This window comes from Candidatus Hydrogenedentota bacterium (assembly GCA_019637335.1).
In the GTDB taxonomy this organism is placed as follows: domain Bacteria; phylum Hydrogenedentota; class Hydrogenedentia; order Hydrogenedentales; family JAEUWI01; genus JAEUWI01.
In genome coordinates this window covers 172,892-186,097 of record JAHBVV010000005.1, presented here as the reverse complement: position 1 = coordinate 186,097, position 13,206 = coordinate 172,892, and the positions used below count along the sequence as shown (strand labels likewise).

Sequence of the window (13,206 nt, the reverse complement as noted above, 5' to 3'; positions counted from 1 at the left end):
AGAACGAATCAGCAGGAGCACCATGAACGCACCCGAAACGCCCGTCTTTTCCCGCGGCGACGCCGTGGGACTTCGCGCGGCGGTCAACCGCGCCGTCACCGAAACGCCCGTCACGGACATCCACACGCACCTCTACGCCACCGACTTCGGCGGCCTTCTGCTCTGGGGTATCGACGAGCTGCTCACCTACCATTATCTCATCGCCGAGTTTTTCCGGCTGTCGGACATGCCGTACGAGCAGTTCTGGGCGCTCGACAAGCCGGCCCAGGCCGACGCGATCTGGAAGACGCTCTTTATCGAGAACAGCCCGATCAGCGAGGCATGCCGTGGGGTGATCACGGTGCTGGACGCGCTCGGGCTGGATGTTTCCGCGCGCGATCTCCACGGGTATCGCGCCTGGTTCGCCGCGCAGGACACCGCCGGGCACGTGGACCGGGTCTTTGAAGTGGCGAACCTGAAGTGCGCCGTGATGACGAATGACCCCTTCGACCCGCAGGAACGTCCGGTCTGGGAAGGCGCCTATCAGACGGACGCTCGCTTCTACGGCGTGCTCCGCATCGACCCGCTCCTGAACGGCTGGGGCGGGAGCTACGAGATGCTGAAGGGGTGGGGTTACGACGTGGAGCCGTCGCTCAACGAGAAAACCCGGGCCGAGGTGCGCCGGTTCCTGACCGACTGGGTCAAACGGATGAAGGCGCTCTACATGGCGGTGTCGCTGCCGCCCGACTTCATGATGCCCGAGGAGTCCGCCCGGGCCGTGCTCATCGAGGAGTGCATTCTCCCCGTTGCGCGCGAGTTCAACATCCCGTTCGCGATGATGATCGGGGTGACCCGCCAGATCAACCCGCTGCTGCGGCTGGCCGGCGACAGCGTGGCGCCATCGAGCATGAAGCCGGTGGAATACCTCTGCGCGAAATACCCGCACAACAAGTTCATGATCACCACCCTCTCCCGCGAGGACCAGCACAGCCTCTGCGTAACCGGGCGGAAGTTCCGCAACCTTCTGATATTCGGCTGCTGGTGGTTCCTGAACAACCCCAGCCTCATCCAGGAGATGACCGAAATGCGCCTGGAACTGCTCGGGCCGTCGGTCATTCCCCAGCATTCCGACGCGCGCGTTCTGGACCAGGTGATCTACAAGTGGCGCCATTCCCGAGAGATTATCGCGAAGGTGCTCCGGCACAAGTACGCGGATCTCGTCGAGGCCGGATGGACGGTCAGCGAGGCGGAGATCCAGCGTGACGCCGCGCAGCTGCTGGGCGGAAATTTCTGGCGCTTCATCGACCTGAAGCTGTAGCGCCGGGGCGGGTGGAGGATGTCTGGGATCGTGCGCGATTCTCTCGGGCGGCAATGCCTGAGTCCCCGCCTGCAATGCACCGGAGGTGCATAGCGTGATCGCAATATCGACACCTTTGATCGGGAAGAAGATCGGCCCGGGCTGGCGCCACGAATCAAATTCGCGCCTTCGGCGCGATGCGGGCGGGCCGCCCGCGCTCCCATTGGTCCGCACTTCCGTTGCAACGCGGGATTGTGTCGCCGAGGATTCAGGCCAGCGTCATTCCGCTAAAGTATTACACCTATTCTTTCTCGATCCTGCGTATGGCTTCTTCGATAAATGCGGCGCGGGCGATCTTGATGCCCCCGCCTGCGAGGCCCTCGGGCCAGGGGAGGATGCGCCGCGGGATTTTGAATCGCGGCAGGGCCGGCGCCAGGGCGGCGCGCATCGCGTCCGGATCCAGCGGTCCGTCCGTCTCCACGAAGGCCACGGGCGTCGCGCCGAACTCGGGGTGTGGAACCGGGACGACGACGGCCTGTGCCACGCCGGGAAGGCGCAGCAGGGCGCGCTCGATCTCCTCCGGCTGCACGTTTTCACCGCCCGCGACAAACATGTTGTCGGCGCGCCCGGTTACGTGCAGGCAGCCGTCTTCGTCGAGATGGCCGCAGTCGCCCGTGGCGAACCATCCCTCGAAGTTATACGGCATTTCGATTTGGCCATTGATCCAGTACCCGAGAAAGCGCGCGGGGCCGTTGACGTGCAGGCGTCCGTCCGATCCGATGCGGAGCGTCCCCGGAATCAGCGGCCGCCCGGAGGAGCTTAGCATCGCACGGGAGGCGCCGGGCGGCGACGTTGCGACTTGCGTGGCCATTTCCGTCATGCCATAGCTGGTGTGCACCGGCAGCCCCGCGTCGAAAGCCCGGTCCAGCAGGCGCGCGGGGATGGCGCTGCCCCCGAGGAGGATGGCTTTCAGGGGCGGGACCGGGCCGCCGTCGAGCAGGCGCGCCAACTGCGCCGGGACGAGCGAAAGGTGGGTGGCGCCGCTCTGCTCGATGGCCTCGCGCAGCGGCAGATCGCCTGGAAACGCGATCATGGCGCCGGCCGCGAGGCAGCGGAAGAGAATGCCCAGGCCGGCCACATGGTGTGGCGGCAGGGACATCAGCCACGCGTCGTCCGGCCCGAGCGGGATGTTCGCATTGGAGGCGCGCGCGGCGGCCAGGTGGTTCGCGAGGCTCAAGACGGCGATCTTGGGCGTTCCGGTGCTGCCCGAGGTGAGGATTGCCGTGGCGGGCCCTTCGAGATCGGGCCAGATGAATTCGCCGGGATGCGGCTCGGCCGCCATGGGGACGATGGCGCGTTCCGCCTCCGAACGAACGGGCAGGGGGACGCCGTCCCAGGTCATATCGTACTTGGCGTCGAAGCGCCGCACGAATTTCTGGCGGTATTCCTCGGGAAACGCCGGATCCAGGGGGCAGACCACGATGCCGGCCCGAAAGGCCGCGAGCAGAATGGTCAGGGCCCCGGGCCGGAGCGGTAGGGAGAAAGTTATACGCCCGCCCGCATCAAGGCCCACGTCGCGGAACGACGCCGCCGCGTTGACGATCGCGGCGTGCCACTCCGCGTACGAGATATATTTTTCGGGCGACCAGATGGCCAGGCCGTTGGGATTTTCGGCCGCCAGCGCGGCGACGGGGCAGTTGCAGGCCGTCATAGCGCCCACACCCGGGTGAGGCGATCCGTATCCACCGTTTCAGCGGCGGCGTTGATCGCGTTGAGGTCGGCGGCCCCCCCCTGTAGCGGCAGGCGTTCCCGGAGAATGTCCGGGGCGATCCAGGTGTAGGTGTCGAGGCCCGCTGGCGTGTCCGGCGAGGCAAACATCGCGGCGTAGTTGGCCAGGGCGGCGGTCCCCACGCCGGACTCAAAGGCCGCGCTGATCACGATGCGGCTGGACTGGCCCTGGGCCACGTCGTGAAAGAGCAGGTCGCCGAGGGTCGGGGTGTGCACGAGCGTGGGCTTCCAGACCAGCGCCTCCGCTTCCTGGACGATGCCCGCGAGCGCTCGCTCGGGGAGCGGGGTCTTCCCGCGCCCGCGCAGCATGTCGTGCACGGTGAAGATCGACTCGTCGATGGCGTAGGGGATTCCGGTCCGGAGACGAAAGGCCGGCAGGTCGCCGAATTGCTGGCAGGGTTCTTCGATGTAGGCGATATCCGATGCGGCGACGGCCTTGCCGAACAGGACGGCGTCTTCGATGGACCAGGCCTGGTTGGCGTCGAGCCGCAGCGCGACGCCGGGGCCGATGGCCTCGCGGACTGCGCGCACGACGCGGATGTCGTCGGTCATGCGGTCCCGCCCGACCTTGAGCTTCACCGCGCGGTACCCCTGCGTTGCGGCCTCTTGCGCGCGCGCGAGGATGCGTTCCTCGGTTCCGGCGAGAAGCGCGTTGAGCTGGATGATGGGCGCGCGATCCGGGGCCTTGTCGTGCCAGGGGGAGACGCCGTGATCCTCGGCCTGGAGGCGGCGCCAGGCGGATTCGACCGCGAAGTAGGAGGCGCTGTGCGCGATGGGCCCGCGAAAGGCGCGCAGCCCGCGAATGGAGTCCCGCTCCGCGCCGCCTTCGAGACTGCGGAGGGCGGCGAGGGCTTCTTCGAGTTTGCGGCGGCATGCGGCTACCGTCTCGCGGCTGAAGCCCGGCAGCGGCGCGGCCTCGCCCCACGACTGGCGACCGGATTCCGATTCGAGGCGCAGCAGGAGGCCCGTTCGTTCCGGCAGATCGCGCCCGCGCAAGGGGATCGGGGAATCGAGGCGCAGCCGGTAGGCGAAGACTTCGGCCCGCGCGATCTTCACCACAGCCACCCGGCCGAGAACAGCAGGCCGAAGATCAGGAGCGCCTTGCCCGTGTTCGCCAGAACGGTGTTGAGCGTTTCGCCGTCCGCCGAGGTGAAGACGGTGCGGATCATGCGCGCGGCGGGAAGCAGCACGAGGCAGCCTGCCAGCGCGGCCCAATTGCCGCCGGCGCGGGCGCAGAGGTAGACGGGAATAACGCCGGCCGCGAGCACGATGCAGACGAGATATTCCCAGCGGGCGAATCCCTTGCCGAAGCGCACCGCCAGGGTCCGCTTGCCCGTGCGCACGTCCGTGTCCGCGTCGCGGAGATTGTTGACGGTCAGTATCGCGGTGGAGAAGAGCCCGGGCATCAGGCCGGCAATGAGGACTTCGGTGGGCAGTTCCAGCGCCTGGACGTAGTAGGTTCCGCCGACGGCCACGGGCCCGAAGAACACGAGGACGAACACATCGCCGAGGCCGAGGTAGCCCAAGGGGTAGGGGCCGCCGGTGTAGAGCAGGCCGCACACCACGGAAATGACACCGATGGCGAGCAAAGGCCAGCCCGCGCGGTAAATGAGCCAGCCGCCGGGGAGAAAGGCCAGCGCGAAGACGATGATGGTGGCCGCGAGCATGGTCTTGGGCGCGACGAGCCCCGCCTGCGTTGCGCGGAGCGGCCCGACACGGTCCTCGGTGTCCGTGCCCTTTACGAAGTCGAAGTAATCGTTGGCGAAGTTGGCGCCGATCTGGATCAGGAGGGCGCCGAGGCCCGCGCAGAGCGCCGCGGTGAGATGGAACGCGCCCGCGCCGGCGGCCAGCGCCGAGCCGATGAGAACGGGCGTGAGGCCGGCCGCCAGGGTCTTGGGCCGGGCCGCCAGCAGCCATATCTTTGCGGGATGCACGTTGGGAAGCACTCTACGGGGTTGATTCGCGCGGGGTCAGGGGTTGCGCGGGAACTTGCTGAAATCCGGCTTGCGCTTCTCGTTGAAGGCGTTGCGGCCCTCCTGGCCCTCCTCGGTCTGATAGAAGAGGGAGGTGGCGTTGCCCGCGAGCTCCATGAGGCCCGCCTGGCCGTCTTCATCGGCGTTGAGCGCGGCCTTGAGGCAGCGGATGGCGGTCGGCGAATTCGCCAGGATTTCGCGGCACCACTGCACCGTCTCCTCTTCGAGCCGGTCGTAAGGCACGACGGTGTTCACGAGGCCCATGTCGAGCGCCTGCTGCGCGTTGTACTGGCGGCAGAGAAACCAGATCTCCCGCGCCTTCTTCTGGCCCACCATCCGCGCCAGGTGCGCGGAGCCATAGCCCGCGTCAAAGGAGCCCACCTTCGGGCCGGTCTGGCCAAAAATCGCGTTGTCCGCCGCGATGGTCAGGTCGCAGACCATGGCGAGGATATTGCCGCCGCCGATGGCGTAGCCGGCGACCATCGCGATGACGGGCTTGGGCAGGGTGCGGATCTGGCGGTGCAGGTCGAGCACATTCAGGCGATGCACGCCCGTGCCGCCGTCGACGTACCCGGACTCTCCCCGAATCTTCTGGTCGCCGCCGGAGCAGAAGGCCTCCCTGCCCTGTCCCGTGAGAATGATGACGCCGACATTCGAATCAAACCGGGCGTCGCGCAGCGCGTCGCTGATCTCGTCATTGGTCGTGGGGGTGAAGGCATTGCGCACGTGGGGCCGGTTTATGGTGATTTTCGCGATACCGTCGGCCTTGTGGTACAGGATTTCGGAGTATTCTTTGGCTGTGGTCCAGTTAATCGATGCCATGCCGGTTGTTCCTCAGGTGCGGGTGGGGCGTGTGTTGGCGGGCCGGTTGGGGCCGAGCGCCGCCGCGTACGCGCCATGGGTTGCCAGGCGCATAGTGTATCAGGAACCGGCCCGTGGCCGCCAGCGGAGAGCGACTACTATATGTAGGCCGCCGGGCGGATTCGAGGGATGGAAGCCGGGCGCAACCTGTTGTCAATTTTAGTTTTAGGACGCACGGCTCGCTTGACAGACACTATATGTTGTGGTATTGTGTTCCCATGGCTCGAAGGCTGCGCCCCCGGGCGGGCGCCGGATGGGTTTTCATGACGGTTGATGATATCGTAGACATCGGACAGACGGCGATGCTGGTCACCTTGCTGGCCTCCGCGCCGATGCTGTTGACGGGAATGGTCGTCGGGCTGGTGATCAGTATTTTCCAGTCGGTTACCCAGATCCAGGAAATCACCCTGACCTTCGTGCCGAAGATTGTTTTTGTGCTGGTGGCGTTCATCCTGTTCCTGCCGTGGATGTCCGATACGATCCTGCGTTTTGTCCAGGAACTGTACGGAAATTTCGATCAGATCGTGCTGCGGTAGGCGCGCCGGCGCGGCGCCCGGCAGCGCCGGAGAAAGCGTGTCGGAATGGCCGAGATTGAAATCTTCAAGTTGTTCCTGCTCGTGATGGTGCGCTTCTCGGGATTGATGGTATCCGCGCCGGTGCTGGGATCGACGAACGTGCCGGTGGCGGCGAAGATCGGGCTTGCCTTTTTCGGCGCGATGCTGATTACGCCGTTGCTTCCGGTGCTGGAGACGGGTCTTCCTTCGGCGGCGCTTCCGTTTGCGGTGCTTGCGATCGGGGAGTTTCTGATCGGCCTGATGATCGGTTTTGTGGTGGGTCTTGTGTTTGCGGCGGTGCAGGTGGGCGGCCAGATCATGGACTTGCAGACGGGCTTCGGCATGATGAACGTGTTCAACCCGGCGCTGGAGACCCAGTTCCCGATTTTCGGTTTCTTCCTCTTTATTCTCGCGGTGCTCTATATGCTTGTCACCAGCCTCCATCACCTCATGATCATCGGGCTCGCGCACACCTTCAAGGTCATCCCGATCGGGGGCTTCATGGCGCGGCCCGCGCTGCTCTGGGAGGTAAGCCGCTGGGGCGACGCGATGTTCATCGACGGGCTGATAATTGCGGCTCCCGTGGCGGCCTCGATGATGCTCGCGTACGTGACGATGGGCCTGATCGGGCGTGTAATCCCGCAGATCCAGCTGTTTGTGGTGGGATTTCCGCTGACGATCGCGACGGGGCTGTTTATCACGGCGCTGAGCATTGGAATCTACGTGCGTATCCTGGATGGGATGTTTCACCGGACGTTTGAGCGGGTGGACCTGCTCATTCGCGGGCTGGGTTGAGGGCTGATCCGTGGCGGAAGACACCGGCGGCGAAAAGACACTCCCGGCGAGCGCGCAGAAAATCCGGCGCGCGCGCGAAGAGGGGAACATTGCGCGGAGCCAGGACCTCAGTGCGGGCATCGCGCTGGCCGTGGCGCTGCTTGGCATCGTTCTGTTCGGCCAGAGCATGTTTGAGACGTTGCTGGCGTCGTCGCGGTATTACATAGCGCACGCGCCGGAGATCACGCCGGAGCGGAGCAGCCTGGCGGGGCTGGCCGCCGGCGCGATCTGGGTGCTTGCGCTGTGCGTCCTCCCCATCGCGCTGGTACTGGTGGTTTCGGGCGTGGTGTCCAACGTGATGCAGGTTGGGCTGCTGCTGACGCCCAAGCCGATCACGCCGAAGTTCTCCCGCGTTAACCCGATCAGCGGCTTCAAGCGCTTCGTTTCGTTGCGGTCGCTCATTGAACTGATAAAGTCCATCCTGAAGCTCGTGCTGGTGGTAACGGTCGTCTGGTTTGCGTTGCGCAGCCGGCTGGACGAGATCATCATGCTGATGGCGCTGACGCCCGCGGGGATCACCTATGAGGTGGCGGCGCTTGTATTTTCGGTGTGGTGGCGGATCGCGCTGGTGATGGTGCTGCTCGGCCTTTTCGACTTCGGCTACCAGCGCTGGCAGCACCTGCGCGACCTTCGCATGACGCACCAGGAGGCGCGGCGGGAGGCGAAGGAGCTGGAAGGGGATCCGCACATCAAGCGGCGCGTGCGGCAGCTCCAGCGCCAGATGGCGATGCAGCGGATGATGAAGGATGTGCCGCAGGCGGACGTGGTGATCACGAACCCGGTGCGGTTTGCCGTGGCGCTGCGCTACGAGATGGGCGAGATGGAGACGCCCGTGGTGGTGGCGAAGGGCGCGCGGAAGGTGGCGGAGCGCATCCGCGAGATCGCGGCGGAGAACGAGGTGCCGATCGTGCAGAAGCCGGAGCTGGCGCGCGCGCTTTACAAGAGCATTGAGGTGGGCCAGGGGATTCCGGAGAACCTGTACCGGGCGGTGGCGGAAGTGTTGTCGTTCGTGTACCGGATCGACCGGCGCGCGGAGAAGGCGCGGTCGCGCGAGGCGGCCTGGGCGGCTTCGGAAGGCGGCCGATAGATGGCGGCGCCCGCGGAACAGAGCCGGGGCGGGGCGATCCTCGGATCCCTGGGCCAGAACCAGGACATTGCGCTATCGGTGCTGGTGATCGGCATTCTGCTGATTCTTATCATCCCGATCCCGACGACCGCCATCGACGTAATGCTGACGATCAACATTTCGCTGTCGGTGGTGGTGTTGCTGGCGACGATCTACCTGCAGCGCCCGACGGAATTCGCGGTTTTCCCCTCCCTGCTGCTGCTGCTGACGCTGTTCCGGCTGAGCCTCAACGTGGCGACGACGCGGCTTATCCTGAGCCAGGCGGACGGGGGCAACGTGGTGGAGGCGTTTGGCGGCTTCGTGACGGCGGGCAGCCCGCTGGTGGGCATCGTGATCTTCAGCATCCTGGTGATTATCCAGTTCGTGGTGATCACGCGCGGCGCCACGCGCATTTCCGAAGTGGCGGCGCGCTTCACGCTGGACGCGATGCCGGGCAAGCAGATGGGCGTCGACTCCGACCTGAACGCGGGGCTGCTCACCGAGCAGGAGGCGCGGGAGCGGCGGCGCGCGATCGAGCGGGAAGCGGATTTCTACGGGGCGATGGACGGCGCGACAAAGTTTGTGCGCGGGGACGCGATCGCGGGCCTGATCATCACGATTATCAATATCCTCATGGGCCTGATCATCGGCATCTATGTGCTCGGGATGACCTTCCCGGAGGCGGCGAACCGCTACACGGTTCTGACGATCGGCGACGGGCTCGTATCGCAGGTGCCTTCGCTGATCATTTCGATATCGGCCGGCCTGGTCGTGACGCGGACCGTTTCCGACGAGAACCTCGGGCGCGATCTGAGCACCCAGCTTACAAAGTATCCGCGGGCGCTGGGGGTGTCGGCGCTGATGCTGGCGGGCTTCGGTATTGTGCCGGGGATGCCGACGCTGCCGTTTATGACGGTGGCGGCGTTTCTGGCCGGTCTCACCTACCTCTCGACGCAGATGCAGGTGCGGCAGGCGCTGGAGGTCGCCGAGCTGGAGGCGCGGCAGGTGGCGCAGGCGGAGGCGCCTCCTCCGGCGCGGACCGAGGACCTGCTCACGGTGGACGCGCTGAAGATCGAGCTCGGGTACGGGCTTATCAGCATGGCGGATCCGGGCCAGGGGGGCGATCTTCTGACGCGTATCCAGGTCATCCGGCAGCAACTCGCCACGAAGATGGGCTTTATCGTTCCGGTCATCCGGATCGTGGACAACATGCGCCTGCGCCCGAACGAGTACCAGGTGAAATTGCGCGAATCCGTCATCGCGACCTACGAGCTCATGCCGGATCACTTCCTGGCGATGAACCCGGGGCTGGTGGAGGAGGAAATCGAGGGCTACCCGACGCAGGAGCCGGCCTTCGGGCTGCAGGCGGTGTGGGTGCCCGCGCGCGATCGGGACAAGGCCGAGCGCCTGGGCTACACGATCGTGGAGCCGACGGCGGTGGTGGCGACGCACCTGACCGAATTGCTGATGAGCCATGCGGACGAGCTGCTGACGCGCGAGGATGTGCAGGCGCTGGTGAACCACGCGAAGGAATCGGCGCCGACGGTGGTGGAGGAACTGCTTCCCAAGCTGCTGAGCATGGGCGAGCTGCAGAAGGTGCTGCACAACCTGCTTCGCGAGCGGGTGTCTGTCCGCAACCTGGAGGTGGTGCTGGAGGTGCTGTGCGACTACGCGCCGCGCACGCGGGACACGGAGGTGCTTACGGAGTACGTGCGCCACGCGCTGGCGCGGGAAATCTGCGCGGGCTACGCGGACGAGGATGGGGTGCTGCGCGTGGTGACGCTGTCGCCGGCGCTGGAGCAGGAGATCCTGGAGGCGGTAAACACGTCGCAGACGGGCGACTACGTGCCGGTGCCGCCCGAACGCGCGGACGCGATCAGCAATGCGTGCGCGGGGGCCCTGCAGCCGCTCATCGCCAGCGGGCTCGACCCGGTGGTGCTTACGTCGGCGCCGGTGCGGCGCTATTTCCGCCGCGTTGTGGAGCGGCGCATTCCGAAGGTCGTTGTGCTATCCTATAACGAAATTGACCCGGCGGTGGCCCTGGAGAGCGCGGGTCAGGTGAGCGTATAAGATGGCCCAAGAGTTCCACAAAATCCGCGCCCGCACCCTGGCGGAAGCGTGGCGAGAAGTGCGCCGGCGCTTCGGGCCGGAGGCGCTCGTGATCAACACCAGCGAAGTGCGCGACGGCGGCCTGTTCGGGCTCTTTGGCCGGAAGATGGTCGAGGTGACGGCTTCCGTGCCCGCCGGCGCGCTTGCGGCCCAGGTGCGGGCGCCGGGCCCCGCCGCCCGCAAGTACGCGGAAACGAGCCGCGCGCCCGCCCCCGCGCGCCCGGCGGAGACGGTGGAGTACTTTGAGCGCCTCGTGCGCGACGCCCAGCAGCGGATGAACGCTTCGCCGGCGGCCTCCTCGCCAAACGGCGGCGTGGCGCGCGCGCAGGGCCAGGCAACGGGGGCGGCGGCGCCGGTGGTGCCTTTTCCGCGCCAGGAGCCGGCGCAGCCCAATGCGGCCCTGCAACGGGAGCTTCAGGAAATCCGGGAGATGATGGAGGTGCTGTACGCGGAGAGCCCGGGCGCGGGGTTGCCGTCGGAGTTTGCGCCGCACTACCGCGCGCTGGTGGATCGAGGCGTCTCGCGGAAGGTGGCGGCGGTCCTGATCGGGTCGGCGGTCAAGAACAGCGACCCGGCGCTCATGCGGGACCGGCGCGTTTTCGCCGAGCGTCTGCACATGGAGATCCGGAAGATCATCCACGGGACCGGCGGGCTGGCGGTGCAGGCGGGCTCGGCGCGGGTGGTGGCGTTCTGCGGGGCCACGGGCGTGGGCAAGACGACGAACCTGGCGAAGGTCGCGGCGCACTTCAGCGTGCGCGAGCGCGCGCGGGTGGCGCTGATTACGTCGGATACGTACCGCGTGGCGGCTCCCGAGCAGTTGCGGGTGTACGCGAATATCATCGGTTTGCCGATGAGGATCGCGCACGGCGAGGAGGACATGGCGGAGGCGCTGGAGGCTTTCCGGGGCTACGATCTGGTGCTGATCGATACGGCGGGCGGCAGCCAGTTCAACCTCGAGCAGATCAATGAATTGAAAGGCTGTCTGCGAGCGGCGCGGCCTCACGAGACGATCCTCGTGATGAGCGCGAGCACGCCGCTGGGGGACATGCGGAATATCGTGGCGAATTTCAATTGCTGTAATCCGACGTCCATCCTGTTTACGAAAATCGACGAAACACGCCAATACGGCGCGATGCTCAGCGTGCTGGCGGAAAGCGGCCTGCCGGCGAGTTATCTGAGCACGGGGCAGAACGTGCCCGACGACATCTGCCTGGCCTCACCGGCCATCCTGGCGAACCTGATCCTGGAAGGTGGCATACGACGTGGCTGATCAAGCGCAGCGATTGAGAACGATGGTCGGGAACAAGAACCGGGCGGCGCGCGTCATCGCGGTGACGAGCGGCAAGGGCGGTGTCGGCAAGACGAACACCAGCGTAAACCTGGCGATTGCCCTGGCGGCGCAGGGGAAGCGGGTGATCCTGATGGACGCGGATCTTGGCCTGGCGAATGTGGAGGTGGTGCTTGGGCTGAGTTCGCTGCACAACCTGGAGCACGTGATCGAGGGCGAGAAGACGATGCCGGAGATTCTCGTGCGCGGGCCGGGGGGCATTTACGTGGTGCCGGGGTCGTCGGGGCTGGCGAAGATTGCGGACCTGACGCATGTCGGGCGCCAGAACCTGATTGGCGGCCTGCGCGACCTCCAGGCGCAGAGCGATTTTATTGTGCTCGACACGATGGCCGGGATCGGGCGAAACGCGGTGGCCTTTTCGCTGGCGGCGGACGAGGTGTTGCTGATTACGACACCCGAGCACCCCGCGATTGTGGACGCGTACGCGATGCTGAAGACGCTGTACGCCAACCGCCCGGAAACGGTAGTGCGGCTGATCGTGAACATGGTGGCGAATCCGGCGCTGGCGCAGGCGGTGTACACCAAGCTCTCCGGCGTGTCGCAGCGCTACCTCGGGCGCAATATCTCGTACCTGGGCCACCTGGCGCGCGATCCGCACGTGTCGCAGGCGGTCATGCAGAGCAAGCCGTTTCTCGTGGCTTACCCGCACGCGCCGGTGTCGCAGTGCATGAATCAGATCGCGAGCCGCCTGCTCCAGCAGCATGCGCCGCAGGATGGGCACAAGGAGGGCGGATTCTTCCGGCGCTTCGCGCAAAGCTTCGGCCTGGCGGGGAATGGGTGAGGGGGGCGCCCGCCGGAAAGGGTGAATCGGTCAAGCCGGGTGTGATCCTGGGGCGCCTTCGGCGCTGAACACAGCCAGGACGGCTGTGCCACTTTCCTTGCACGGTGGTTTTGGCGGGGGGGAGGAGAACTCTTGGAAGTGGGCTCACGTTGCTGCGGAATGTCCGCGATCTTGGGGCGCGCTTCCTCGTTATTAACGGTCCGTTCGTGCTATTTCCGCGCGTTACTGCTTCAGGCGGCTAAAATGTTACGAAAATGACGGATAGTAGTACGGATGACACGAATAAGAAAGACGAATGACCCGGTTCGAAGATTCGTGACACATTAGCGGAATGAAGTATCCCCCGGCAGGAGAGCGTGAATCGAAGGTTCGTGGAGATTTCCGCCGCCGCGCACTTTCGGCCTGTCCGCGGCAAATGCAGGATAGCCGTCCCGGCTGTCCACCGCGCCAACGGCGCGAAAGGATCGCGGACATTTCTTATAGTAGCCACGTTGGTTATCCATAGCCCACAGCAGGTCCCCATTGAAATCCGGTTTTGGGGGCGCGGGGATTTCCATTCCAGGCCAGCCATGCCCGT

Annotated in this window: 11 protein-coding genes; 7 read left to right on the top strand and 4 right to left on the bottom strand. The window is 65.8% G+C overall.

The annotated features are described in order from the left end of the window. Positions 1 to 64: 64 nt before the first annotated feature. Entirely contained in the window at positions 65 to 1,297 is a 1,233-nt protein-coding gene (locus KF886_08655; GenBank protein ID MBX3177416.1) for a glucuronate isomerase, read from the top strand. 280 nt (positions 1,298 to 1,577) lie between these two features. Here the strand turns inward: KF886_08655 and KF886_08650 are convergent, their stop codons facing one another. From KF886_08650 to menB, 4 genes are read right to left on the bottom strand one after another with little or no spacing between them, the layout of a single operon-like run. After that, complete coding sequence (locus KF886_08650) at positions 1,578 to 2,987, bottom strand: AMP-binding protein (protein MBX3177415.1); 1,410 nt, start codon at positions 2,985 to 2,987, stop codon at positions 1,578 to 1,580. Next, positions 2,984 to 4,120 (bottom strand): o-succinylbenzoate synthase, encoded by a 1,137-nt coding sequence (gene menC, locus KF886_08645; GenBank protein ID MBX3177414.1) that lies wholly within the window; start codon positions 4,118 to 4,120, stop codon positions 2,984 to 2,986. Before menC ends, KF886_08650 begins: the two co-directional genes overlap by 4 nt. Then, a complete protein-coding gene (locus tag KF886_08640) occupies positions 4,117 to 5,010 on the bottom strand; it encodes a 1,4-dihydroxy-2-naphthoate polyprenyltransferase (GenBank protein ID MBX3177413.1) in 894 nt (297 codons plus the stop codon). The genes menC and KF886_08640 overlap by 4 nt, the downstream gene beginning before the upstream one ends. A gap of 24 nt (positions 5,011 to 5,034) precedes the next feature. Next, positions 5,035 to 5,859 (bottom strand): 1,4-dihydroxy-2-naphthoyl-CoA synthase, encoded by an 825-nt coding sequence (menB, locus tag KF886_08635; GenBank protein ID MBX3177412.1) that lies wholly within the window; start codon positions 5,857 to 5,859, stop codon positions 5,035 to 5,037. 302 nt (positions 5,860 to 6,161) lie between these two features. Here menB and fliQ point away from each other — a divergent pair, with 302 nt between their 5' ends. From fliQ to KF886_08605, 6 genes are read left to right on the top strand one after another with little or no spacing between them, the layout of a single operon-like run. Beyond that, positions 6,162 to 6,434, top strand: a complete 273-nt coding sequence (gene fliQ, locus KF886_08630) for a flagellar biosynthesis protein FliQ (protein ID MBX3177411.1) — start codon at positions 6,162 to 6,164, stop codon at positions 6,432 to 6,434. Between the two features lie 45 nt (positions 6,435 to 6,479). Then, positions 6,480 to 7,247, top strand: a complete 768-nt coding sequence (gene fliR / locus KF886_08625) for a flagellar biosynthetic protein FliR (GenBank protein MBX3177410.1) — start codon at positions 6,480 to 6,482, stop codon at positions 7,245 to 7,247. A gap of 10 nt (positions 7,248 to 7,257) precedes the next feature. Beyond that, positions 7,258 to 8,373, top strand: coding sequence for a flagellar biosynthesis protein FlhB (flhB, locus tag KF886_08620; GenBank protein MBX3177409.1), 1,116 nt, complete (start codon positions 7,258 to 7,260; stop codon positions 8,371 to 8,373). After that, positions 8,374 to 10,461: a flagellar biosynthesis protein FlhA gene (gene flhA, locus KF886_08615; protein MBX3177408.1), complete on the top strand. Its 2,088-nt coding sequence runs from the start codon at positions 8,374 to 8,376 to the stop codon at positions 10,459 to 10,461. It abuts the gene before it with no gap. A gap of 1 nt (position 10,462) precedes the next feature. After that, entirely contained in the window at positions 10,463 to 11,770 is a 1,308-nt protein-coding gene (gene flhF / locus KF886_08610; protein MBX3177407.1) for a flagellar biosynthesis protein FlhF, read from the top strand. Further along, the gene (locus KF886_08605; GenBank protein MBX3177406.1) at positions 11,763 to 12,629 is read left to right on the top strand and encodes a MinD/ParA family protein; all 867 of its coding nucleotides are present in this window, start codon (positions 11,763 to 11,765) and stop codon (positions 12,627 to 12,629) included. Before flhF ends, KF886_08605 begins: the two co-directional genes overlap by 8 nt. The last annotated feature ends 577 nt before the right edge of the window (positions 12,630 to 13,206 follow it).

Excerpts from the sequence above, each read along its gene's own strand:
- menB (MBX3177412.1), bottom strand. The coding sequence starts at position 5,859 with ATGGCATCGATTAACTGGACCACAGCCAAAGAATACTCCGAAATCCTG.
- flhF (MBX3177407.1), top strand. The coding sequence starts at position 10,463 with ATGGCCCAAGAGTTCCACAAAATCCGCGCCCGCACCCTGGCGGAAGCG.
- fliR (MBX3177410.1), top strand. The coding sequence starts at position 6,480 with ATGGCCGAGATTGAAATCTTCAAGTTGTTCCTGCTCGTGATGGTGCGC.
- KF886_08650 (MBX3177415.1), bottom strand. The coding sequence starts at position 2,987 with ATGACGGCCTGCAACTGCCCCGTCGCCGCGCTGGCGGCCGAAAATCCC.
- fliQ (MBX3177411.1), top strand. The coding sequence starts at position 6,162 with ATGACGGTTGATGATATCGTAGACATCGGACAGACGGCGATGCTGGTC.
- flhA (MBX3177408.1), top strand. The coding sequence starts at position 8,374 with ATGGCGGCGCCCGCGGAACAGAGCCGGGGCGGGGCGATCCTCGGATCC.